The 25,500-nt window shown below is 37.9% G+C and carries 17 protein-coding genes, 1 tRNA gene and 1 pseudogene; 5 read left to right on the top strand and 14 right to left on the bottom strand.

Annotated elements, in window-relative coordinates:
* Positions 1-34: 34 nt before the first annotated feature.
* From AACS98_RS17295 to AACS98_RS17285, 3 genes are all read left to right on the top strand, one after another.
* Positions 35-1,021: a helix-turn-helix transcriptional regulator gene (locus AACS98_RS17295; RefSeq protein WP_082803833.1), complete on the top strand. Its 987-nt coding sequence runs from the start codon at positions 35-37 to the stop codon at positions 1,019-1,021.
* Positions 1,022-1,214: 193 nt separating this feature from the next.
* Positions 1,215-3,800, top strand: a complete 2,586-nt coding sequence (locus AACS98_RS17290) for a TonB-dependent siderophore receptor (RefSeq protein ID WP_066382057.1) — start codon at positions 1,215-1,217, stop codon at positions 3,798-3,800.
* A gap of 400 nt (positions 3,801-4,200) precedes the next feature.
* Complete coding sequence (locus AACS98_RS17285; RefSeq protein ID WP_231867067.1) at positions 4,201-5,145, top strand: iron-siderophore ABC transporter substrate-binding protein; 945 nt, start codon at positions 4,201-4,203, stop codon at positions 5,143-5,145.
* Positions 5,146-5,287: 142 nt separating this feature from the next.
* On the opposite strand, the gene AACS98_RS17280 is transcribed toward AACS98_RS17285, so the two are convergent.
* The 9 genes from AACS98_RS17280 to AACS98_RS17240 all read right to left on the bottom strand — a co-directional run bounded on the left by AACS98_RS17280 (position 5,288) and on the right by AACS98_RS17240 (position 16,686).
* Entirely contained in the window at positions 5,288-6,574 is a 1,287-nt protein-coding gene (locus AACS98_RS17280; protein ID WP_066382054.1) for an MFS transporter, read from the bottom strand.
* Positions 6,575-6,602: 28 nt separating this feature from the next.
* The gene (locus tag AACS98_RS17275) at positions 6,603-7,481 is read right to left on the bottom strand and encodes a ferric iron reductase (protein ID WP_066382052.1); all 879 of its coding nucleotides are present in this window, start codon (positions 7,479-7,481) and stop codon (positions 6,603-6,605) included.
* Positions 7,482-7,642: 161 nt separating this feature from the next.
* Positions 7,643-8,608: an iron-siderophore ABC transporter substrate-binding protein gene (locus tag AACS98_RS17270; protein WP_066382049.1), complete on the bottom strand. Its 966-nt coding sequence runs from the start codon at positions 8,606-8,608 to the stop codon at positions 7,643-7,645.
* A gap of 82 nt (positions 8,609-8,690) precedes the next feature.
* Positions 8,691-11,351: a TonB-dependent receptor domain-containing protein gene (locus tag AACS98_RS17265; protein ID WP_066382047.1), complete on the bottom strand. Its 2,661-nt coding sequence runs from the start codon at positions 11,349-11,351 to the stop codon at positions 8,691-8,693.
* A gap of 257 nt (positions 11,352-11,608) precedes the next feature.
* Positions 11,609-12,406: a class I SAM-dependent methyltransferase gene (locus AACS98_RS17260; protein WP_066382045.1), complete on the bottom strand. Its 798-nt coding sequence runs from the start codon at positions 12,404-12,406 to the stop codon at positions 11,609-11,611.
* Positions 12,407-12,431: 25 nt separating this feature from the next.
* Positions 12,432-13,445 carry a helix-turn-helix transcriptional regulator gene (locus AACS98_RS17255; protein ID WP_066382043.1) on the bottom strand — a complete coding sequence of 338 codons (1,014 nt, stop codon included), beginning with the start codon at positions 13,443-13,445 and terminating at the stop codon, positions 12,432-12,434.
* Between the two features lie 324 nt (positions 13,446-13,769).
* A complete protein-coding gene (locus AACS98_RS17250) occupies positions 13,770-14,573 on the bottom strand; it encodes an ABC transporter ATP-binding protein (protein ID WP_066382375.1) in 804 nt (267 codons plus the stop codon).
* 44 nt (positions 14,574-14,617) lie between these two features.
* Positions 14,618-15,658, bottom strand: a complete 1,041-nt coding sequence (locus AACS98_RS17245; protein WP_066382041.1) for a FecCD family ABC transporter permease — start codon at positions 15,656-15,658, stop codon at positions 14,618-14,620.
* Positions 15,655-16,686, bottom strand: a complete 1,032-nt coding sequence (locus AACS98_RS17240) for a FecCD family ABC transporter permease (RefSeq protein WP_066382039.1) — start codon at positions 16,684-16,686, stop codon at positions 15,655-15,657. The genes AACS98_RS17245 and AACS98_RS17240 overlap by 4 nt, the downstream gene beginning before the upstream one ends.
* Before the next feature lie 743 nt (positions 16,687-17,429).
* On the opposite strand from AACS98_RS17240, the gene AACS98_RS17235 reads away from it, so the two are divergent.
* Positions 17,430-19,142, top strand: a complete 1,713-nt coding sequence (locus tag AACS98_RS17235) for a Mu transposase C-terminal domain-containing protein (protein ID WP_066382038.1) — start codon at positions 17,430-17,432, stop codon at positions 19,140-19,142.
* Between the two features lie 55 nt (positions 19,143-19,197).
* On the opposite strand, the gene AACS98_RS17230 is transcribed toward AACS98_RS17235, so the two are convergent.
* From AACS98_RS17230 to AACS98_RS17220, 3 genes are all read right to left on the bottom strand, one after another.
* Positions 19,198-20,217: a hypothetical protein gene (locus AACS98_RS17230; protein WP_066382037.1), complete on the bottom strand. Its 1,020-nt coding sequence runs from the start codon at positions 20,215-20,217 to the stop codon at positions 19,198-19,200.
* A 16-nt stretch (positions 20,218-20,233) separates the two neighbouring features.
* Positions 20,234-21,304, bottom strand: coding sequence for a DUF262 domain-containing protein (locus tag AACS98_RS17225; RefSeq protein ID WP_066382036.1), 1,071 nt, complete (start codon positions 21,302-21,304; stop codon positions 20,234-20,236).
* A 91-nt stretch (positions 21,305-21,395) separates the two neighbouring features.
* Positions 21,396-21,848, bottom strand: a complete 453-nt coding sequence (locus AACS98_RS17220) for a MerR family transcriptional regulator (RefSeq protein ID WP_066382035.1) — start codon at positions 21,846-21,848, stop codon at positions 21,396-21,398.
* 70 nt (positions 21,849-21,918) lie between these two features.
* On the opposite strand from AACS98_RS17220, the pseudogene cas12k reads away from it, so the two are divergent.
* A pseudogene (cas12k, locus tag AACS98_RS17215) lies at positions 21,919-23,865 on the top strand (type V CRISPR-associated protein Cas12k).
* Between the two features lie 695 nt (positions 23,866-24,560).
* Here the strand turns inward: cas12k and AACS98_RS17210 are convergent.
* Positions 24,561-24,632, bottom strand: a tRNA-Cys gene (locus AACS98_RS17210).
* Between the two features lie 154 nt (positions 24,633-24,786).
* Entirely contained in the window at positions 24,787-25,383 is a 597-nt protein-coding gene (locus AACS98_RS17205) for a chromophore lyase CpcT/CpeT (protein ID WP_066382034.1), read from the bottom strand.
* Positions 25,384-25,500 lie beyond the last annotated feature (117 nt).

Genomic DNA, 25,500 nt, shown 5'->3' with positions numbered 1-25,500 from the left:
ACTTAATTAGTATTTTTGTTTTGTAGGGTAGCGCATGGCGAATATTATCTCACTAGCAGATTACCAAGAATTGTGGAGAGAACGCAACCAAAATACCCAACAACCAGACCCATCAGACCCATCTGATATTATTAATCTATGTCCTCAACAATTTGGTACTGGATATGAACGCTGGATTGAACTGAGAAACATTAGTTTACTAATTATTGATGCTGAATTTCATCATGAATTAGTCATAGAAAAAACAGAACCAGAAATTTTTATCGGTGGTCTAGAATTTGGCTTTCATCTATTAGGGTGTTGGAATAAAACTAATGCTGGACAAAACTTTTTTCAAAGTGGTGGTATCTACTATAATAACAAGACTGAATTTTTGCGCCAGCAAAGACTTTTAAAAGTTGATATACATCCAGAATCCCCTGATTTACTGGATAGTTTTATTACAGATGGCTTAAATTACATATCACCGGCAATCCTGCAAAACCTTATCAAAACTCATCAAGAATCATCTTTTCAAATTGACAATACTACCCCAGAAATGCGTGTAGCCCTGGAACAAATTATCAATTGTCCCTTTAGAGGTTTAACCAAAAAAATCTATCTAGAAAGTAAATGCTTAGAATTAATTGCCCTGAAACTGGAACAATTAGCTAAAAAAGAAAATAATGGTACAAAGACCACTAATTTTAAAAAAGATGATATTGATAGAATTCATTATGCTAAGGAAATTTTAACTAACAATTTAGATAATCCCCCTTCCTTACTAGAATTAGCCAGACAAGTAGGATTAAACGACTACAAACTCAAGCTAGGCTTTCGCCAAGTATTTGGTACAACTGCATTTACCTACTTACACCAACAACGCATGGAAAAAGCACGCCAATTACTTTTAGAAGGACAAATGAATGTCAAAGAAGTAGCCCGTGCTGTTGGTTATGCAAATCAAAGCCGTTTTGCAACAGCTTTCCGTAAGCAGTTTGGCAGTAATCCTAAATCCTATGATTTGTTACTGAAAGCTTAAAAATTAAATAATATACAGTTATTTGCTGTAAAATTTTCCGAAAAATCCGTTAGAGGCGCAAAAAAATCCGTTTGAGATTCAATTAGGTCTTCAAAATCACATCAATTGTAGATTAAGCTTCTTGAAAAAGATTCTTAGCTAATAGCAGTCAGAGTCTCTGGTATTGAAAGAGGCTTGTCTACGTGAGGAGATTATGAGGAGACAACCGCAATTATTGATGGGTTTATGGTTAATAGGGGTAGTAGTTGCTGCACAACCAGCGTGGGGAAGTGGTAATAGCTTGGAAAATCCTTCTTTGTCTGAAGGAGGTAGTACATCTAGAAATCTCAAAAGATTACTATCTCAAGCATCCACACCTCAATCTCCAATTCTTGTCAATGGAGTGCGGATTGATACCACAGATAAAGGTATAGAAGTAATTTTAGAGACTAACCAAGGCGAACAATTACAAGTAGCTAATAGCAGTTCGGGAAATAGCTTCATTGCCGATATTACTAATGCTCAACTGCGTTTGCCATCAGGAAACACATTTCGGCAAGAAAAACCTTTTGCGGGTATTACTGAAATTACAGTTATCAACCAAGACAATAACACTATCAGAATAACTGTCACGGGAGAGGCGGGAACACCTATTTATGAACTATTTGATAGTGATGCAGGTTTAATTTTCAGTGTGACACCTGTATCACCTTCCGCATCTCAACCAGAAACACCACAACAGTCGTCAGAGGAGAAACCTACTACTCACACCCCCACAGCACAACCAACAGCCCAGACTGATGAACCCATTGAACTGGTAGTTACAGGTGAACAAGATAGCTATCGAGTCAGGGAAGCATCAACCGGCACAAAAATAGAAGTTCCTTTGCGTGATGTTCCCGCATCTATCCAAGTTATACCTAAAGAAGTTATTCAAGACAGACAAGTTGTTAGACTCAACGAACTAGCAGATAATGTTAGTGGTGTACGTCCTCAAGGTACTTTAGGTGGACTAGCATCTCAAGGTTATTTTATTCGTGGTTTTGCTACAGGTTTTGAAAACCTGCGTGATGGTTTTAAAGACTTTGGTTTTACCAGTCCGCGTGATGTAGCTGGTGTTGAAAGAGTAGAATTTCTCAAAGGACCTGCTTCTGTTTTATATGGAAGTGCTTTAAGTCCCGGTGGTGTAGTTAACACAATTACTAAAAAACCCCTATCAGAACCCTTCTATCAAATTGGTGGAACATTTGGGAGTTATAATTTTTATCGTGGCACAATTGATCTCACAGGGCCACTCACAGAAAATCGGGCAGCACTTTATCGGCTGAATGTAGCTTATGAAAATGCTAACAGTTTCCGGGATTTTATAGAAAATGAAAGTACATTTATTAATCCTGTTGTTAGCCTGAAATTAGGAGAAAATACCAATCTCACCTTTGCTTATGAATATCAGAAATACAACTACGTCTTTGATCGGGGTTTTCCTTCTGATAGCACAGTAATTTTTGAGCTTCCCATTAGTCGCTCTTTAGATGAACCAAATCTTCAGGATTCTGAATATAAATCTAATAACTTCGCCTACAATTTAGAAAGCAAATTTGGTTACAACAATCACTGGAAATTCCGCCAAGGTTTTAATATCCTGAGTGTTAGCGGTGCTTCCCAAGGAGTACAATCTAGGGGAATTAGAGCAGATAGGCAGACAGTACGCCGTAGATTCCGTCGTTCTGAAAGTGACCAAACAAATCTTGCTTTTCAAAATGAAATTAGTAGTAAATTTAACACAGGCACAATTCGCCATAATATCCTCGTTGGATTTGAGTTAGCTAATTATCAATTTCAAAGTAATTTTTTCCAGGGTGATATTGCCGACTTAGATATATTCAACCCTGTTTATGGCGCACAACCAGAAAACATACGTCGCACCTATGTGGGGGAATATGGTGGGGAAAATGTCGCACTTTACTTACAAGATTTAATTGAACTTACACCTAATTTCAAATTCTTAGCTGGTGGTCGTTTTGACTGGGTAAACTCCTATGACAGATATGAAGACGACCCAGATTTAAACACTAGAAATTCAGATTCGGAATTTTCTCCCCGTTTAGGTATAGTTTATCAACCTACAGACACCACCTCAATTTATGCCAGTTGGACAAATGCTTTCAACCCGCAATATTTTGGGAGAAGCCGCAATAATGAACCATTTAAACCAGAAACATCAGAACAATTTGAAATAGGAATTAAACAAGATTTTCTGGATAAACGCCTTTCTGCAACTTTAGCTTTTTTTGAAATTACCAAGAAGAATGTATTAACTCCTGATCCAGAAGACGATAGCTTTAGCGTTCAAACTGGTGAACAAAAAAGCCGAGGAGTTGAACTAGACGTAGTTGGAGAAATTTCACCAGGTTGGAAAATCATTGCTACTTATGCTTACACAGATGCTTCTGTCAGCAAAGATAATAACTCTGACCTATTAAATGATCAGTTAGTTGGTGTGCCTTATCATAGTGCTAGTTTATGGACTACCTATGAATTTCAACAAAGAAATTTACAAGGTTTAGGACTAGGATTAGGATTAGTTTATGCTGGTGAACGGGAAGCATCTTTACCAAATCAAATCCAAATTCCTTCTTATCTGAGAACAGATGCTAGTGTCTTTTATAAAAAGAACAATTGGCGGGCTGCTCTCAACTTTAAGAACCTTTTTGACACTAAATATTATGAATCCCAAGGTTTTTTTGTTGTTCCGGCTGCTCCTTTTACAGTGATTGGCAATGTTACCTTTGAATTTTGATTGGTTTAAAGTTTGATTTGTGGCAAGTATTCAGCTATCAGTAATCAGTAATCAGCTTTTTCCTACAGTTAGGCAGATTTGTCTTAAAATGAGCATAATTTGTCAAGTTTCACAACTGTTAATGAGAGAAAGCTACAGGTTAGTATTGATGTTTCTTAGGCTCTTGCTTATGGCTGATGGCTGACGGCTGAATGCTTACAATTTGTGTATAGTGGGTATTTATAGGTTAAATTTTCTATGGCAGTAAATATAATCAAAAATTCCCACCCTATATATCAAATTTGAGATCAATGAAGTCCAAATTTTAGGAACAAAGCTTTATGATAAGATACTTTCAAACCTTTTCTTTGTCTTGTTAAATATGAAAAAAGGGTGCTTTTACTATATCAAGCTATGCTTTTTGGTAATCATATCAGCATTAATAGTTACTGCTTGTCATGGTGTCAAATATCAAGACTTAACTTTGTCCAAACCAAAATTATTAAATACCGAATGTAAATTAGTAAAACATGAATTAGGCGAAACTTGTGTTTCTCTAAATCCGCAACGCATTATTGTTACAGAACAAGTATCACTAGAAGCTTTAATTGCATTAGGTATAAAACCAATAGCTACAGTAGATACGGCTTTTGTAGCTAGTAAAACTAATTTTTTAACAAGTCAAATGGATGGGATAAATTATATAGGTAAAGAGAGTCAGTTTAATTTAGAAACCACACTAAAACTACATCCAGATTTAATTATTGGTACGTATGGTATTGATGCAGCAAATTATAAATTATTTTCCCAAATAGCACCTACGGTTAAATTACAAAATGTCCATAGTCAATGGAAAGAAACTTTGATGAGTCTGGCTGAAATAGTCAATAGAACTGCAACAGCCAAGACATTATTAATTGAATATCAACAACGTCTAGAAAAATTACGCACTGCTTTGGGTGAGAAAATCAATGAACTAGAGGTTTCTGTGAGTCGATTTCACGGTGGTAATAAAGTTCCTGCAATTCGTTCTCAATATTCTTTTCCTGGCAGTATTTTGGCAGAGTTAGGAATTTCTATGCCAGTTCATCAACGTCAATTAATTAAGACTGCTGATGATACTGTAGTAACACTCAGCTTAGAACGGATAGACTTACTGGATGCTGATGTTTTATTTGTAGCAGTAGATCCTGGTGCTAGAGAGGTATTTAATCAATATCAAAATACTCGTATTTGGCAAACTCTCAATGTAGTGCAGAATCAGCGAGTTTATAGTGTGGATTCTAGTTACTGGATTTTTGGCAGTATTCTCTCAGCTAATGCTATAGTTGATGATTTATTTAAGTATTTGCTCAAGGCAACGTAAGACCCCCTACTCCTATCTTGCCAAAAATAGTAGTCAATGCGGCAAAAAACGCTGATAAAAGGGCGAATAATATAGGACTGGTTTCATAAGGAAGCATTGAATATCTCTAAAGAATCTGAGTATTTATTAAGAAATAAAATCACTAATCTTGCTCCCACAGCACAGGTACAAAGAAACCCAGTAAACCAACCAGTAACATACATACTGCACAAATCACATATAACAGGGCAATTCCTGCACCAGTACCAGTTCCAAGTAATCCGCCAAACATACGACCTAGAACACCCCCTGATTGCAAGGCTGGTGTAAAAAGACGATCTGCCAACGGGCCTGCTATTAAATAGCCTACCGCAGAAGCGATCTGTAAAAGTAGCGATCGCGCTGCAAAAACCCTTCCTTGTACATTTGATGGTACTTTCGCTAGCCAAATAGCAGTATCAGAACTACCATTTAACGGGAAATTCAAAGAAGAACAAAATTGTGCAGGAATCCAAACCCAAGCTGTTCTACCCAAACCAAAAACAATTTTACTGATACCTGCACCGATCATTCCTAGTAAAACGCCGTTGATTTTCCGTTTAAAACCGCCCCAAATACTAACAACTATAGCACCTGCCACCCCACCAAAACCAGCCGCAGAAGCTAAACTACCTAGCACTAAAGTATTATTATTTGTTTTTGATAAAATCATTGGTGTATATAGTGAATTACCAATGTCATGGGGTAGCCAAAATAATAAGTTAACTAATAGCAATGCCAATAAACTTTTGTGCGTGATAATATAACGCCAACCAACCCCCAAATCTTGCCAGATATTGACTATATTTTCGTTATTTTTAGGTGGTGTTTGAGGGATACTAACTAAAAATAAACTACTAATTGCTGTAGCAAAACTACAAATATCAATTAACCAAATTCCTGAAAAACCAATAACTGTGTAAAGATATCCTGCCAAAGCAGGAGCGATAATTTGACTACCGTAACCTGACAAAAATCCCAGACTACTAGCACGGGTATAATGTTGTTGAGGAATCATTAATGATACTGATGACTCAAACGCCAAAGACTGAAATTGATTAAAAGTTCCAACAATTGCGCCTGTCAGATAAAAGTGCCAAATTTGTAAATTATTGGTGAGATGTAACAACAAAATTATAATTGTGCAGAAAACGGCAACTGTATCACCCACCATCATTAAAAATTTGCGGTTAAATCTGTCTACAATTACACCACTAATGGGGGTAATGATAATACTTGGTAGTAAACTAAAAAAACCAACCAGAGTGAGGGTTGTTGCTTTACCTGTGATTTCCCATGCCCAAATTTCAATTGCAAAACTGGTCATGTTACTACCAATGGTAGAAACTAATTGACCAAGCCAAACAACGAGAAAACTACGCATATTGGCTGGTTGTTGTTCTTCTAGCATTTTTTACGACTTTACTTGAATTATGATTTCAATCAGTTTCTGTGATGTATTCCTTGATTTGGGCAATTCTTTCCTGTGGTTTTAATAAAGGACAGTTTGTACATTTTTCATCACAAGGAGGAATGAAGGCATATAAACAACAGGTAAGACGGACTGTAGTTTTAGCTGGTAAACCAGGTTCGTTAATTTTCTCAGTGCGGACTAAATTATAAAGTGGGTTTCGTCCTGGCATAACTAAACTATCGGGTTGTTCATATAAAACGGAATAATCTGTTTTTATTGATTCTGAATTTGTAACTTTATTAAGTTCTGAAAACTGCCATTCTGAAGCATTTACCGCATTACCCCACATAGTTTTTTTAGAAAGTTTAGTTAAACTATGAACCCGTTCTATCATCGGGGCAAAATTGCGCTGAAATAAGCTAGTAAATACAGCTTGATGTAAATCTTCCACGCTATTTACTATTTTGCCTGGATAATCTTGAGGAATGGGTATAGGTAATCTTTGGGGATAAATTACAGTACCACTTAAATCATGAAAATATAACGCCTTGGGTTCACCATTTTCTAACACAAAACTTACATTATCAATCTCTGAATTTAAGCCAATTCCTGCCCAAGTCATCAAAGCTAAAACACCAGGTAATGTTTTCCAACTGTAAACTTTGTTCCAGATAGATGCAGCAATGCGAATGTCTTGAGTTTTTTGGTATATATCGCTGGTTTGCCATTCAGATAAAAGTCTATCTGGTTGTAGATAATCATTAACTGAAATCACCTCAACATCATCGGGAGGTTGAGTTAAAATTATCAGGTCTGTATAGAAACTATCTAAATTTCTTTGAGCAAGATTAAATACTTCTTGTAAGAAATCCAGTACAGTCTTGTTCACTAATTGTTGAGGCATTTGTGGTTTTTTTAAGGATAAGGATAAACATCAGCATTCAGAAATAGAGGGATAAGATCCCCGACTTCTTTTATGAGCTTGTCAATAAATTTTAAATTGATCTCAGAAGTCGGGGATCTGGGTATCATTAACTAATGATTGAGAATTTTGCATTATTTTTATCATGATGCTTTCACTAAATATGTAAATAAATCATCTAAAATAGCATTTGCTGCCAGAATATTTCCAAAAATCCAGTAACTTGAATCAACAGTATAGACTCGTTGGTTTTTAACTGCTTTCAGATTTTGCCAGAGTGGACTATTTTGATACTTTTGAAATGTTTCTTCTGCGCCCGGATCTAAAGCGATAAATAGAATATCAGCATTGATTAAATCGAGACGTTCTAAACTAACTGAAACTAGAGGTTGATTTTCATAAGTAATCAGTTGATTTTGAATTTCTGGTAGAGGTATACCTACCTCTAGAAGTAGACTACCAGGAAATGAATATTTAGTGCGAAATTCTGTAAATTGATTACCAGCATAAAAACGACTAATAGAAACTGTTTTTCCTTTGAGTTTATGATTGACAACTGTGCGTAATTTTTGAACTCGTTGTTGATATTCTTCCAATAATTTTTGTGCTTGTTCACTTTTTCCGGTTGTTTTAGCAATACTTGAGAAAGTATCTTTCCAACCATTTTGAATATAATCAAATGTAACTGTGGGGGCTATTTGGGAAAATAATTTGTATTGTTCTGCACCGAGAGAAAAACCCAAAATTAAATCTGGATTTAACAGCACCATTTTTTCTATATTTGGTTGACTGTCTTTACCTAAAGAAACTATTCCCTCAGCTTTTTTACCCAACTTTGGTATGATGCTTCCTGCAATATTTGGCTGTGTTGCTGCTATTGGTTTTAAGTCCAGTGCTAACAAAGCTTCCATAGAAGTTTCATCTAAAGCAATGATACGTTGGGGTTGGAAAGGAATACAGCTTTCTCCTAGTTCATGCTTGATGACTTTACATTTAGATGTGGCTAAATTTGGCTTTACCGTTTGATTTTTTGGGGGTAAATAGTTATGGCAACCTGTAATTATAATAAATGTTAAAGTAATTAATAGCAGTAGTTTTCTTAACTTCATAATAGGTACTACATAACTTTTATATTTTAATTTATCAAAGATCAATTTCCCAAGTAAATGGCGGTTTAACCCGCCATGTAAATTACCAACTCCAACGATAATTTAAGGTAAAGGTTCTACCTCTAGCTGCTGAGGCATAATATGAACCATCATAACCAGCATAAATTTGGTTACTAACATTTAGGTATTGATTATTAAGCAAATTCCTGACACCCAAACTCAACGTACCATCACCCAATTTGAGACTACTGATTAAATCCATGACAAAATAACTATTCACGCCAATTGGATCAATTTCTGCATCAAAAGCACGGTTTCTGTTGCCAATATATAATCCTTGAAGACGATTATTCCATCCTGGTAAGGTTTCATTTTCGATGTATGCTGTCAACTTTAAAGGTGAAATGTCAAAACTACTCATGGCCACAAATTCACCTGTTGCTGAGTCTTGCCTTTCTCCTTCACTCCAAGTTAATGTACTCCCCAATTTCCATTTATCGCTTGGTTGCCAATCTGCTGCTAATTCAATACCATAATTGCGTTGGGGAGCGCGTAAAATTCTAAAATCGCCACCAAAGTCTTCAAATTGAATCGTAGTTCCTAAACTGGAATAACTATAAAATCCCGCTAGGGAAGCTTGGAAATTATTCCACTGTCCACGAATTCCTAATTCGTAGCTATCAACTTTTTGTGGTGCTGAGAGTTCCACATCTTCAGCAAAATTGAAACCTGCTTGGGGACGCTGTACTATTCGTGAAATATTCGGCAGTGAAAATCCTTGAGCAAAGTTAGCAAATAAACTAATTGTTGGGGTGGCTTTGTAAACTACACCCGCATTAAATACCACATCATCTAAAGTTTTCTCCCCACCTCGGTAAGATAATCCAGTATCTCCATCTACCCAATTATCAACAACTGACACATTAATATTTTCATAGCGTAATCCACCACTCAGGAATACTTTTTCACTTGCTTCCCATTTTACTTGAGAAAATAAACCCAAGTTTTTGGTAGTAAAAGGAGCGATGCGAATTGATGAACCGATTTTTCTTGCTATTCTGCCATTGCTGTTGTCAAACTCTGCAACATCAAATAAATCGTAATCTCCTTTACTATCTTCACTGGAATAGTCTGCACCCCACAGTAGATTCAAGTTATTTGATAAAGCTGTATCTAACTGTAAACGTCCTCCAAATCGTTCTGCTGTCACTACCGAACGACCAATATCTAAAATGCCATCTGGGTTCCAGATGCGGTTATCAAATAGGGTTGCGGCTGTTTTAGTTTGACGATAATATGCCTGTGCTTGTAGTTGACTATTCAGGATATTATTGTGGGTGTAATCAAATTGAATTACAGTTCCTCGGTTAAAAGGATCTGAGGAATTAACAAACTCAACTGGTCGATCTAAAAGACGTGCTTTGTTAATTCCTGGTAGTTCTCCTACAGTTAAATCATAATCTCCATATTGATTTTGATCATCATTAAAGTAATTAGCTGTAATTTGCAATCTTTGTTCTGAACCTAATTGAAATCCCAGCTTACCTAAAAAGTTAATCGAAGCACTTTCGGCTTCTGCATCACCAAATAATGGTATGCGATCGCCTTCTGCATCAAACGGTGTTCCAAAGCTATCACGGGTGAAAGAAGCGATAAAATCTACCCCTCCTTGCTTACCGGAAATACCGTAGCTTAAAAAGTTACCAAAACTACCACCTTTGAAATTACCAACGGAACGTACTCCAATTTCTGCGGTGGAAACTACTTTATCTTCATTAGGTCGTCTAGTAATAATATTAATCACCCCACCGGCAGCACCATCACCATAAACAGCACTTGGACCGCGTACTACTTCTATCCGTTCAATTGCCTCCACATCAATCCGACGTAAATTAGCAACGGATGTATCATTATCAATATTAGAGCTAATTGGTACTCCATCTACCAATACTAAAGGTGGTCTTCCCCGCAAAGTCTGAGCAAAACTTTGTTGTGAGTCTGAACTAGCTCCTAAACCTGGAACTGAATTACTCAAAATACCTTGCAAATCTCGATTTACTTTAGTTTGCTGATCAAGTTGCTCACGGGTAATCACAGTTACAGAACGTGGTATGTTTTGTAGTTCTTCTCCTGTACGAGTTGCTGTCACTACCAGTTCAATAGATTCATCAGTTTCGGCTGTTGGTTGTTCTGTGGGTTGTTCTGATGGTGTTTCGCTTCTCGGTTCTTCTGGTTCTTCTGGTTGTTCCGGTTCTGGTGGTGGTGTGGTTGCAGCTTTAGGTACAACTTCAAAAATTAAACCTTCTTCACCATCAAATAATTCTGCCGCTGGTAAACCAGATTCACCTGTGACTGTTAACTGTACAGTGTTATTATCAGCTTGACTTACACTCACAGAGATAATCCCCTGCACTGGATTAGCAATGTTAAAATCTTTGCCTTCTGGTAGTGCTAATACTGCATTAGGGATATCAACAATAAAACTATTTTCTGTACTTTTATTGGTTGGTTGCAGTGCTTCTGGGTTTGCACTTTCTAAAATAATTTCAATTCCCTTATCTGTATTGTTGACCTTTACACCTGTAACTTTTACAGATGAATTGTTATTTTGTTGTACCAGTAGTAACTTAGCTGTACTGGTATGATTTGATGTAGTTTGTGCCGCAGCAGGTTGGATAAGTATTAATGCGAATGCAAAAACAATTCCTGCGGAAATAATCTCTTTTGATTGCCGAGACACCATACCCCTCACTCCACAAATGCAAGTCGAATGTTGAAAATTATTTGCAACTGTCTGTGGAATGAGTTTATGTAATTGATACGGTGTAAGTCTATATAGTAGAGGGAGAATTTTGAACCATAGCGGGAGAGTGTGATTAATTGTTGACAAGAATCTGCAAGTAGGCTGAGAATAGAGTATAAAAAGCTGTTAATAACACTTTTACAAGCATTCACTTGCGAATAACCGCAAAACTCTATTACGTCTGTACTAATGCAGTGTTAGCTTGCTGTATATGCCCATATCTCAAACTTGGCTTTAGATGATAACTCTGTTTCCAACGTACCGTAATGTTCAATACAAAATTTTTCAAACTCTCTCATTACATGAGGAAATATCTCATCTGACACCAGCCAGCATAAACCGTATGCCCGTAATTGGAAAAAACTGAGGAGTTCTTCAACGGTGTTGCTTACCGTCCACTCTTTTGCAATCACATAGTTTGACTGATAACCTTTGCTACGAAAATAGTCTTCTACGTTGATTTCTTCAATTACTTTATTGACACGCTTCGGTGCTTGTTCCACTTCGTATTTAGCTACAATAGCTCGGAAATGACGCTCAAATTCCATCCGTGCAGGTGGAGTAATCCATTGAGCATTGAGATAGAAACCTTGTGTTTTCAAGACGCGAGCAATATCATCCAGAAAAATTTTCTTATTTGAAATGCCGTGAACCATGTGAACAGTTAACACAACATCAAAGCTATTATCTGTAAAAGGTAGTTGTGACGCATCAGCATGAATTAGGTTCAAATTTTGAGGTATTTCTGACAGTTTTTGCCTTAGTTGGTCAAGCATAGGTTGAGAAACATCAATTCCCGTTACAGAATAACCGCGTCTGATGAAAGGAATAACATTCAAGCCTGTACCAATACCAGGTTCTAAAAAAGATGTCTCAGGTGTTGCGTCTACTAATTCAAGAATAAAATCTGCAACTTCCTCAGCGATGGATTGTGTTAACCAACGAGTTTGGTCGTAAACATGAGCAATTTTATCGTAATAAGTAGATTTTATCATTTTGTGAACTTTATACCGTTTTTTCTCAACATCGTCCTAAACGACAATCTTGGGGAGTAATCCCAAATTTACGCTTAAATGCGGCTGCAAAGTGGCTTTGATTGGCATAACCAACGGTGTTAACTACAGTTCTGACATTTTGCTTTTGTTCCTGTAGTAATTTGCGGGCTATTTCTAGGCGATAATCACGCAAATAACCAAATACTGTAGTACCGAATATTTCCCGAAAACCATACTTGAGTTTGTTGTCGTTGATACCAACTTTTTTCGCTAAGTCAATTAATGACGGTGGATGATCATAGTTTTTGGTTAAAATTTCTCTAGCTTGATAAATTCTCTCAACATCACCAGCTTTGAGATTAATCAAGGGTTGTTTATTTCCCTCAACTTCTATTAATTGTGCAAGTTGCAAAGCCAGTAATTCTAGTACCTTGCCTTCGAGATACATTTTTTGTATCATCCCCTGATAGGGTACATTGAGGATTTGCTGTAATGCTGTCTGCATAGCAAGGGTGATTTTACCGACTGGACGGTGAAACCTTGGTGGAGAGTCGCTTTCTAAGAAAGGCTGTAACTGTTTTGGTAAATGTTCTAGTCCGTCAATGAAGGATTTAAGGAAGTCTAGGTCTATACAAATTCTAATTAAATTGATGCGATCGCCCGCAAAATATTGTTCGATTTCTTCAATATCTGGTAAGTAAAATAAGTAATTATTTCCTACTGTTTCTTGGTAATTTTCCTTAACTCCGGTAATACCCGGACAAATGACATGATGATTACCTGCTAAATAAAATTTGGCTGTTAGTATGTAACTACCATAGTGGTCAACTTGACTACTAACTTGCTGGTAGAAATAATCATCAAAAATTTCTAGACTTAATCCTGGGTGAAATTCAACTAATTGATAATTACTATCATACAAACTATTACGGACTGTCCGAATTTCATCAAATCCCTTAGTATTATAAGATACTTTTATCTTTTCTAAAGTTTCCTGTTCAATTTGATTGATTTGCTCTTGCGTCAGGATGTTGGTCATTTTTTAACGGCAAGTTTCGTAAATAAATTGCGAATTATTCTTAACTAAGAAAGTATTACTGGTTAATTTACAACAATCATGAGGAGATTTGCAATAAGGAATTTATGGCATTAGTGCTTGGACTTGTCATATCGTGTCTGGTTAAAGATTGATTTGAGAAAGTTAGTTAGGCATAAACCAGGACTTGATCGGCTGTTCTGAGTTTTCTACAGAGAGAATTGGGTGATGGGGAGACAGTTCCAGTTCATTCTTCTGAGCCTATTCCCCTTTTAGCCCAAATAATGGTCAAAAACTTACTTATTTTTTTTAATTGATAGTTTATATCTAGAATTTACTCTTGATTTCGCCCTTACGTCCTATTGGCACACACATCGGTGTCCCCACAACAGGATCATCAACAATACGACACTCTAAACCAAAAACTTCTTGCACCATTTCCTCTGTCATTACCTGCTGCGGTTCTCCAGCAGTGAAAATTCTTCCTTGTTTGACAGCAACCAGATAATCTGCATAACGACAAGCTTGATTTAAATCATGTAGCACCATGACAATAGTTCTTCCCTGATGCTGATTCAATTCATATAACAAATCTAAAACTTCTATCTGATGCGCCAAATCTAAAAAAGTAGTCGGTTCATCTAATAGTAAAATATCTGTATCTTGCGCTAGTGCCATTGCAATCCAAGCGCGTTGTCTTTGTCCACCTGATAAGGTGTCTAAGGCTCGATCTGCTAACTCCAACAAATTTGTAATCTCTAGTGCCTGTTGGACAATTATTTCATCTTTTTCTGACCACTGCTGCAACCAGTTTTGATAAGGATAACGTCCTTGTCCTACCAAGTCTCTGACTGTTAATCCTTCCGGTGCCACTGGACTTTGGGGTAAAATTCCCAATTGCTGTGCTACTTCTTTAGTGGAACGATTAAAAATAGATTCCCCATCCAGATAGACTGTACCGTGTTCTGGTTTGAGTAGTCTGGCTAAACCTCGTAATAATGTTGATTTACCGCAACCATTTGCACCTACTAAAGCACTAATTTGTCCGGTGGGAATTGCTAAATTTAGGTCACGGATAATTGACACACCATCGTAAGCTAAACACAGACCTTTGGTTGATAATCCTTTCATAGTTGCTACCATTTTGAATGTTCAATTTTGAATTGATTCGTTCCCTATTTTTTCCGATTACGAATTAACAAATAGATAAAATAAGGCGCGCCGACAGCAGCAGTTACCACGCCGCAAGGAATTTCTATAGGTGCAAACAGGGTTCTTCCGATTAAGTCTGCCAATACCACAATCATTCCTCCCAAGAGTGCAGATGTAGGAATCAACCCTTCATGGTTGGGGCCGACTAACTGTCTTCCTAAATGGGGTGCGATTAAACCCACAAAACCAATCGTTCCCGCCGTGGCGACTCCTGCACCTGCTAAGGCGACAGCCACTAGCACCAGTAAACCCCGTTGCCATTCGACGCGAGTCCCTAAACCTTTAGCAATATCATCTCCCAAATTTAAGGCGTTCAAATGTCTGGCTAATGTCAACGCCATTGGCACAAAAACGATTAACCAAGGTAAGAAGGAAAAGACTTGTTCCCAGGTGCGTCCGTAGACGCTACCAGCTAACCATACCAAGGCATCACTGACGTTATAAATATCGCCAAAGGTAATCATTAAGCTGGTGACAGCACTGGCGATCGCCGCCAAACCTACACCCATTAAAATTAAGAGAATCGGGGAACTGCCTCTGTTCCAAGCTAAGAAGTAAATTAAACCAGCCATCAATAAAGCACCTGCAAAAGCTGATAAAGGCAACGTATAAATAGGTGCAGATGGCATTAGTACAATTACTGTGACGGCTGCTAGACTTGCCCCAGCATTAATACCAATAATGCCAGGATCAGCTAGCGGGTTGCGTGTGATGCCTTGAAAGATAGTCCCTGAAATAGCCAGTGCTATTCCCACCATGAAAGCGACAAGGGTACGGGGTAGACGCAGGTTCTGAATGACAAAAGCATGATCTGGGTTGCCTGTATCTATACCCAATACAGTTTTAACGATATCTACGGCAGAAATAGGATATTCACCCCGTCCTAAATTGATCACCATTGCTACCACAATCGCCACTATCAGAGATAGCAGTATTGGTGGTACACGTCGGTCGATCCGCCAAGATATCACCTCGGAACGGATGATCAGCCAATCCAACTTCATTTTTTCACCTTTGACTTAGCCAAGTAGACAAAAAAGGGCGCACCAATCAATGCTGTCATCACACCCACAGGTAATTCCTGGGGTTTGAGTAAGATACGGGCAGCAACGTCTGCAATTAACAATAAAGTTGCACCTACCACGGCGGAATAAGGCAAAATCCAACGGTAATCGGTTTTAATAAAGAATCGGATGATGTGGGGAACAATTAAACCAATAAAGCCAATTGGCCCTGCCATTGCCACTGAACTTCCCGCTAGTAAAATTACACTGATAGCTGTCACTATTTTGATCCAGCCTGTCTGTTGTCCTAAGCTTTTGGCGACATCTTCGCCTAAACTCATGGTAGTAATCTGTCTGCTCACAGCAAAAGCTATTACTAAGCCAACGGCAACAAAAGGCAGGACTTGTACGAGTATGTTGACATCGCGTCCCGACAATGAACCAGCTAACCAAAATCTAATTTCTTCTAATGTGCGTTGACTGACAATCAGAATGGCTGTGGTGAGGGAAGAAATTAAAGCCGTTAGTGCCGCCCCTGCTACTGTCAAATTCAGTGGGGTAGCTCCTCCTTTTCCTAGAGAACCGAGGCAGTAAACTAAAATTGCTGTGGCTGCTGCACCCAACAAAGCCACTATGGTTAAAACACTCAGGGACGAACTGCCAAACACAAAAATTGTGGCAACTACAGCCAGTGCTGCCCCTGATTCAATACCTAAAATTCCCGGATCTGCTAAGGGGTTGCGTGTCAAACCTTGCATTAATGCCCCGGAGACGGCTAAGGCTGCTCCTACTAAAATTGCGATGAGCGATCGCGGTAATCTCACTGTCTGAATAATTAAATGTTCATACGAACCATCAAAGCTAATAAAGGATTCCAGAATCTTGTTTATAGGTATTTCTGCTGCCCCTAGAGTTACACTGTACACTAAGCAAGTGAGCAGGAGCAGTATTCCCAGAATCAGACCCCCTAATACTGATATTTTCGGTGTTTTCCAGTTTCTAGGTGATGCTGTGGTTGCTCTTGTCATGATCTTTTAGTTAATTGCAAAATATATTCATTGACGTAAGCTGCTTGTTCTTTCTTTGACATTTGCAAGTTCAACATCTTAATTGCTAATTTTTATAGTTTTATCAAGTATTTCAGCGAGGTATTTTCTAGTAATATCTATATTTACAGCCTGATTTGACGGGAAAGTTTCCAGACTATACTTTATACTTATTAAGAGATTTTTTCAACTGGTTGTGATGTTGTGGTAAGAAGCATGAAGAAAATCGCCTGTCTTCACCACAAGCAATAGAACCTATAGAACCCCAGGTGGTTAACCTAGGGTTCTATAGGTTCTATTGGGGGTAGTTAGGCTTTTGAGGATGTGTTGTATAGCTGTATCCTGTTAGTATCCCACTACAGGCGATCGCACTAACTCTGTGACTATCAGATATTAGGTTTTGATGTTTCTTGAGGTGTCCTCGAAGGGTAAAACCCTAATCTACATTAACTAATTATCTGTCCAATTAACAAAATATTGTCACAAAATAGATAAATAGCTCAAAGCCTGTCTTAACAAGGGGTATGGCAGGTTTTTGATTAGCTCAATTCTCTCAACCTTATTTTGGGTAGATTAACAAATTAAATGTCCAATTCCTGAAATTTCACAATTTAACTGTCACTTCACAGAAACAGGAAAATTCTTGAATTTTAAAAAAGTTAACAGATTAAATGTCACTCTGTAGGTACAATATACATATATGTTTCAATTAAACAATTAGGTTTATGCAGGACGCTAATTTTTCTGACATACCTGCAACCAAGACAAGCATCACAGACTCAAGCAGCAGTATCATCGAAGCAAATGTAATTGTCTCGGAACTTACAGATGAGGCAAAGTTAAAAATGGAGGTGATTCAAAGTCTACTAGAAGCAAGCGATCGCACAACATATACTCAAAGGCTCCAACAAGCAGCAGTAAAACTGGATAAATCGGTACGAACGGTGCGGCGACTGATTGATAAATGGGAGCAAGAAGGGTTAGCGGGACTCACTCAAACTCAACGTGCAGACAAAGGAAAACACCGAGTTAACGAGAATTGGCAAGAATTTATCTTAAAAACCTACAAGGAAGGCAATAAAGGTAGTAAAAGAATGACTCGTCAGCAGGTAGCTGTGAGAGTCCGAGCAAGGGCTGATGAACTTGGTGTTAAACCTCCGTCTCACATGACGGTATACCGCATTTTGCAACCATTAATTGAGAAGCAAGAGAAAGCTAAAAGCGTTCGCAGTCCGGGTTGGCGGGGGTCACGCCTAGCAATGAAAACCCGTGATGGAAAAGATTTATCTGTAGATTACAGTAACCATGTTTGGCAATGTGACCATACCCGTGTAGATGTTTTATTGGTAGACCAGCATAGCAAAGTTCTGGGTCGTCCCTGGTTGACAACGGTTGTAGATAGTTACTCACGTTGCATTATAGGTATTAATTTGGGCTATGACGCACCTAGTTCTCAGGTGGTCGCTTTGGCGTTGCGTCATGCCATTTTGCCCAAACAGTATGGTTCAGAATATGGACTCCATCAAGAATGGGGTACTTATGGTCTGCCGGAACATTTTTATACAGATGGCGGCAAAGATTTCCGTTCTAACCACTTACAACAGATTGCAGTACAACTAGGTATGGTATGTCATTTACGCGATCGCCCCAGTGAAGGGGGTATTGTCGAGCGTCCTTTTAAGACCTTTAACACCGAATTATTCTCCAATTTACCAGGATACACGGGGTCGAATGTACAAGAGCGACCAGAAGAAGCGGAAAAAGAAGCTTGTCTTACCTTAAGACAGCTAGAGCAGCAGTTGGTACGTTATATCGTCAATCACTATAACCAGCGAATTGATGCCCGTATGGGCGATCAAACTCGATTTCAACGCTGGGAATCTGGGTTGATTGCAGTTCCAGATGCCATGTCCGAGCGAGATTTGGATATCTGCCTCATGAAACAAACACGACGGCAGATTCAAAGAGGAGGCTACCTGCAATTTGAAAACATCATGTATCGAGGTGAACTTTTAGCAGGATACGCAGGGGAAAGTATTATTTTACGATTTGACCCTAGAGATATCACAACTATATTGGTTTACCGCCAACAAGGAAATCGGGAGGAGTTTGTTGCTAGAGCATTTGCTCAAGATTTGGAGACAGAGCAATTGTCTTTAGATGAAGCCAAAGCCAGTAGTCGCAAGATTCGAGAGGCTGGTAAGACAATTAGCAATCGCTCAATTTTGGCAGAAGTCAGGGAGCGTGAAACTTTTGTCAACCAAAAACCAACTAAGAAGGAACGTCAAAAATCGGAACAGATTGAACTTAAAAAAGTCAAACAACCATCGCTTGTTGAAGTAGAACAGCTAGAAGTAGCATCTCCCCAAACTCAGGAAGAATCGGAGATGCCAGAGGTATTTGATTACGAACAAATGCGCGAAGATTACGGATTTTAAAAAATGACTTTAAAAGAAGCTCAAACAGTCGCCCAAGAATTGGGCGATATTGCCCTCACTGATGAAAAATTACAAGCAGAAATTCAAAGATTGAATCGTAATAGAGAAAAATAAAATCATTATCTATCTGTATATCGGGATATAAAGTAGTTAATTCTTCTGTTATATGGCAATGGTAGTTTTTTATAGGAATTTCAATGATTTTATTACGTATTAATATAGCAAAGAAATATTGAAACAATGAAATACTACGAGGAAATTTTTTAAGTGAAGTCGAATGAATTTCTGTTTTTAGTTTTTCAATAATTTCTGGTATATTATTTTCTTTCTTAGCATCGACAGCAAGACGATATAAGTTATCACAAAAACGGTTCATGTCCTTTGGTTGTAGTTCATTAGGAATTTTACCGTTTTCAAAAAGCTTGTTAATTTCAGTAGCTAACTTACGTTTGATTTTTATATCAGGATAATTATTTTCTTGAATAATAAGAGATGTTTGTTCAAAAGCAAGAATAAGCGTATCTAGTTGTTCAACGTTTGCTTTAATTTGTGCTGCTAAACGTAATCTTTTCCAGTCTATTTCAGAACTTTTATATACTAAATCATGAGTTGAAACTGACCAAGCGTGTTCAAAAGCACTTTTAATTTGAATTTCAAAAGTAATATTATAAATACTTAATTCATTATCTGGATTTAAAGCGTCAATTTTTTTGATTTGAGCATATATTCTGGTCGAATCAAACCTAAAAATATCCGGTGCTTTTTTATTTTGTCCTCTTTTAACTGTTCGTATATTCTTAAAAGTATTGTTGCAAAATTGTATCACTTCTTCTTCATGAGACAAAGTTGGTATTATAATAGTGCAAGCAAATAAATCGTCTAAATCTGACCATTTTTTAAATCTACCTGTTTCAATTTTTTCCGCAAGAGATTCAACAGTTTTAATGCGCGAAGTAAAAGCATATCCTTTGCTTTCACAAAAATTTAACAATGTTGATTTAACTGTCTCTGCAAGTCTTTTAACAAAAGGACTATATTCATTATATTTACGCTCTAGTATAGAAGGATAGATCATACATCTAAGATTCTTATCAGTTTAGATTTCCCTGAATTACGGATTTCATAATTCTAATTCTAGTTTTTCTTGTACCTGCATCTGTAAATGAAAACTTAACAGCGTTATAATAGTCTAGTGCGTTTTTTTGATAGTCTGTTAATGAATCTTTAGACTGATTCTGTAATTCTGAATCTCCTACTACTTTCAGAAAATCATTAATTCTTTCACCAATATCTTTAGATATCATCAATCTATTATCATTTTCACTATTTAACTCAGCAATAGCACCAAACAAGGAGTAAAAGTCAGCTTGATTTTTCAATCTTGTTTTAGATAAATTTATATCTTGTGATGAATCTAATAACTCTTTAATATATTTAACTGTATTACGAAATTCATTCTCAATTTCTTGTTTTACTTCCCAATTAATATCTCGATCACTAAATGCTTTATCAAGATATTCTTGACTATAAGCTCTAACACCTTCTTCTAGAAAAAGTAATAATTGAGCAACCATTTCAACATCTTTCATTTGTTTTTTGGATCTTCGATCAATTGTTGGAAAATTTCCACCTAAATACTCGAACATCCAGCTAGTTAATTCTTCTACTGTAGTAATAAAATCTCCGTTAAACTTTGCATGGCGAAGCTCTTGAGGTGTTAATTTAATTACATTACGATTTATACGATCAAATATATTACCAATTATTTTTTCATCAGATGATGGTACATATTCTATAGCAAACTGATATTTCCAAAAATTTTGTTTATCTTCAGTATCTAAATCTTTAAAATATTTACCACGAAATCTTTCAATCGTAGATTTTTCATACACAGGAAATTCATTGTTTGCAAATTCAAATAAAGTAGACAATCTTTGTTTGCCATCAACTATACTAACTTTAGATACTCCTTCAGGAGTAATTTCTTGATATATAAATATTGCAGGTGCAGGATAGCCATTAAGTACAGTATCAACAAAAAAATCTTTATAGTCTTGATTCCAAACACTACGTCTTTGATAAGGTGGATCAAGCTCAAGGAGTTTTCTATTATAGAGATCCCAAAACCAAGAAACAGTTTGAAAGTTAATTGTTCTACTCATTAGATATATTTAGCATATAGTATTGATTGAGATGCTCTTTCTGGCACATTCTTTCAACACCTTTGACACCGCTAATTTTATCGCATTTTTATTAGACTATCAGCTTTTGTTCCAATATTCTATAAATCTGATCTAACCACACGGGAATGACAGGCTTACCTTCTACTACGGAAGCGATCGCTTTTTCTCGGTCAAACTCCACAAGGGAAAGCATCAGCCCTGTTCCTTTTTTGGTAGCTTTTTCTCCTACTGCTCCCAACAGCATAAAACGCTTTCCCTGACCAGATTTAAACAACTCCGGCTCTTTGTCTTTCAGGGTTTTGACCGTTTCACCAGCCAGATCAAAACTCAACCCAGCAGACAAAAAATATACCATCACAGCCAATTCCACCAAATTGGCTTTTGAGTAATAGATACTACGTCCAGTTCCCGTTTCACTGATAACGGGAACAATTACCCCCTTCTCTCGCCAGTACTGGAGCTGACGCAGGGTACAGCCTGTGATTTCAGCCGCTTGTTTGCTCGTAAAAAATGTCTCTTGCATGAAATAATTTTAAACATGGCTGCTTATAAGACAAAAATGTTATTATTGAACATATATTGTTTAAAGTGTCATGAGCCAAATCACAATTCAGTGCCGTTTGGTTGCCAGTGCATCTACCCGCCAATACTTATGGAAGTTAATGGCAGAGCAAAATACGCCTCTGATTAACGAGTTACTGGAACAATTGGGTCATCACCCAGACCTTGAAAATTGGCGACAAAAAGCTAAAATCCCTGCTGATATCGTCAAGCAACTATGTCTGACACTCAAAACTGACTCGCGCTACAGTGGTCAACCTTCTCGGTTTTATGCCAGTGCGATCGCATTGGTAAATTACACCTATAAATCCTGGCTGGCGTTAATGAAGCGGTTGCAGTCCCAACTGGACAGTAAAACCTACTGGCTAGAAATGCTCAGAAGTGATGCTGAATTAGTCAAAACCTGTGGCACGTCCTTGGATCGAATCCGCACTAAAGCAACTGAAATTTTGGCTCAAATTGCTTCAGTCGATATAATTGACACTCAACAGCCAAAGAGTAGCAAAGTCAAAAAAAGCAAAAAGTCTACAGTTTCACAGACTGATGGTGTGAAGCACCCACCTCAAACAAGCGATCGCCATCTATTTAACACCTTATTTGAAACTTACCGCCATACCGAAGACATACTGACTCGTTGTGCCATTAGCTATTTACTCAAAAATGGCTGCAAAGTCACTGATAAAGAAGAAGATTGTGAAAAATTTACTCAACGCCACCGTAAACTTAAGATTCAGATTGAACGCATAAAAGAACAATTAGAAGCACGAATTCCCAAAGGTTGAGATTTAACTAATACTAAGTGGTTGCAAACACTCTTCACTGCTACACACAACTTCCCTGAAAACGAAACCGAGGCGAAATCTTGGCAAAACAGCCTTTTAAGACAATCTAGTTGTGTACCGTTCCCAGTAGCTTACGAAGCCAGCGAAGAGATGACTTGGTTTCAAAACCAAAAGGGACGCATTTGTGTAAAATTCAACGGCATCAGCGAGCATACCTTTGAAGTGTATTGCGATAATAGGCAACTACATTGGTTTAAACGATTTTTAGAAGACCAACAAATCAAACGCAACAGTAAAAATCAGCACTCCAGCAGTTTGTTTACTCTTCGCAGTGGTCGTATTGCTTGGCAAGAAGGGGAAGGTAAGGGTGAACCCTGGAACGTTCACAGTCTAACTCTCCACTGTTGTGTGGATACCCGTTTGTGGACAGCTGAAGGTACGGAACAAGTAAAGCAAGAAAGAGCAGAAGAAATCGCCAAAATTATCACTAGAACCGAAGCGAAAGGCAATCTCAACCCCAAACAAGAACGATTTATCAAGCAGAAAAACTCGACACTATCTAGAATCAATAACTCCTTCCTTCGTCCGAGTCAACCTTTGTACAAAGGTAAATCTCATATTTTGGTAGGTGTTAGCTTTGGTCTAAAGAAACCTGCAACAGTAGCAGTAGTGGACGGCATTACAGACAAAGTGATTACCTATCAAAGCATCAAACAGCTACTTGGGGATAAATACCAACTATTAAACAGACAGCAAAGAGAAAAACAAACTTTATCTCACAAACGCCAAATAGCCCAAATATTTGCTTCACCAAAACCATTTGAAGAATCTGAGTTAGGACAGTACATAGATAGATTACTGGCTAAAAAAATTGTCGCCCTTGCTCAAACATACTCTGCTGATAGCATAGTCCTGCCCAAACTAGGCGATATACGAGAGCAGGTAAACAGTGAAATTCAAGCAATAGCTGAACAAAAATGTCCAGATTGCCTGGAAGCACAGAAAAATTATGCCAAACAGTATCGGCATAGTGTCCATCAGTGGAGTTATGGCAGATTGATTGAGTGTATTCAAACTCAAGCGACTAAAGCTGGAATTTTTATAGAACAAGGGAAACAGCCTATCAGAGGCAGCCCACAACAGAAAGCAAAAGAGTTGGCTATCGCCGCCTATAATTCACGCCAAATGGTTGATTGACAAAAACTTGAACCTTGAAAATAGAATAAGTAATAGTGCCGCAGTTCATGTTGTAATCAACCCCTGAACTGTGAAAAGTTTGGGTTAGTTTGACTGTGGGAACACAGTCGTGCTTTCTGACCCTAGTAGCTGCCCACCTTGAAGCTGCTGTCTCTTGTAGACAGGAATCAGGTGCGCCCCCAGTAATAGAGGTGCGGGTTTACCGCAGTGGTGGCTACCGAATCACCTCCGACCAAGGAGGAACCCACCTTAGTTATTTTTGATAGGGGTTAAAGATTCGAGCAGTTTCAACCCCCGTTCTTAATTAGGAGGGTTGAAAGATTCTTAGAGGAAAAGTTTAGCGCATCCTTGGGTGCTTTAAAAACCCTTCAAGCTGGATAGGTTGAAAAAGACGACAGAAGCGACTTAAAAGCCTTTCCATCTAAAGGCTTATTTCAGGTTGAGTGCTGTCACTTTTTCAGGTAAGCGTAGGCATCGCTCTTTCAACAACCCTCTATTAAGTTTGAGTTGAGTAAGCTTCTAAATATTAAGCTTTGAGCATTTGTGCTAAAGCCTTGCTAGATTTATGGTGGGTTGAAAGGTAAGGCAGAGGTCTGCCTGTGTCATAGGTGTCCGTTTGTAGTTGTGACAAAAAATCTGTTAACAGTGACATCAATCTGTTAACAGTGACAAATAATTAGTTAATGTACACTTAAAGGCGACACCCGGATTTGAACCGGGGAGTGGAGGTTTTGCAGACCTCTGCCTTACCGCTTGGCTATGTCGCCCTATCCACAATTAACTATATTATCAGATATTTTCTAAATTGGCTCGTTTGTCTGGGAAAATTTTGGTTGATGATTCCAGAATCTAGGAATGAGGGAGGGAATGGAGGGTAGGGAGTAGGGAAGATGTACCCTACTCAGTGATGTTCATCAGAATTTAGGGGTTGATGACTACTTCATCCGCGAAACTCTGCCAACGCACAAAGTAAAATGGCCCTGCCACAGAACCCCAAATATGTTCATCAGTTTCTAAATCGCGTCCTCTGTCAAGGCTGATAAATTTCTGCTCGTTAATTTCAAACTCGCTATCTAAATAGGTTTTTTGTCCTTTACGGAAGACAATACAACCTTTACCGGGTTCTACTTGACCTTTGAAGCTATTACCAGTCCACTCTACAATCATATTACAGCCTGGTAATTTTTCTAAATGGTCGCTGTTTAAGGTTTGGAGGCGTTTTAAGTCGCGGGATGCACCGTAGAAATTTTCTTCTTGCTTAACAGTATAGTTTTCTATGTGGATGCGATCGCCTACAATATCTAACTTTAGCACCCGCAAGCGATAAGGGTCATTGAGGGTATAGTCATAAGCTTGTTCCACAAAAAATCCCACCCCTGACAACACATCCCAAGGTAAAGGACGCATACAGACGCGAATATGAGCATAAAAAGGTGGATTTTCAAAAGCTTGCGCTTGATTGCTAAAATCAGCAGCCATCCAACGCGCTAAAGTGGCAATATCCGTAGAATGAGTCACGTCGCTTTGCTCCTAATTCAAAATTCAAAATTCAAAATTCAAAATTAATTAACAATCCTCATCATCTATTCATGGGGGTTGTATTCTTTTCTGATTCAGTCATTAGCGATAATTAAC

It is taken from the genome of Anabaena sp. CA = ATCC 33047 (assembly GCF_963870205.1).
Classification (GTDB): domain Bacteria; phylum Cyanobacteriota; class Cyanobacteriia; order Cyanobacteriales; family Nostocaceae; genus Trichormus.
Note: the sequence above shows the minus strand (reverse complement) of the source record. Positions and strands in the feature narration are given on the sequence as shown.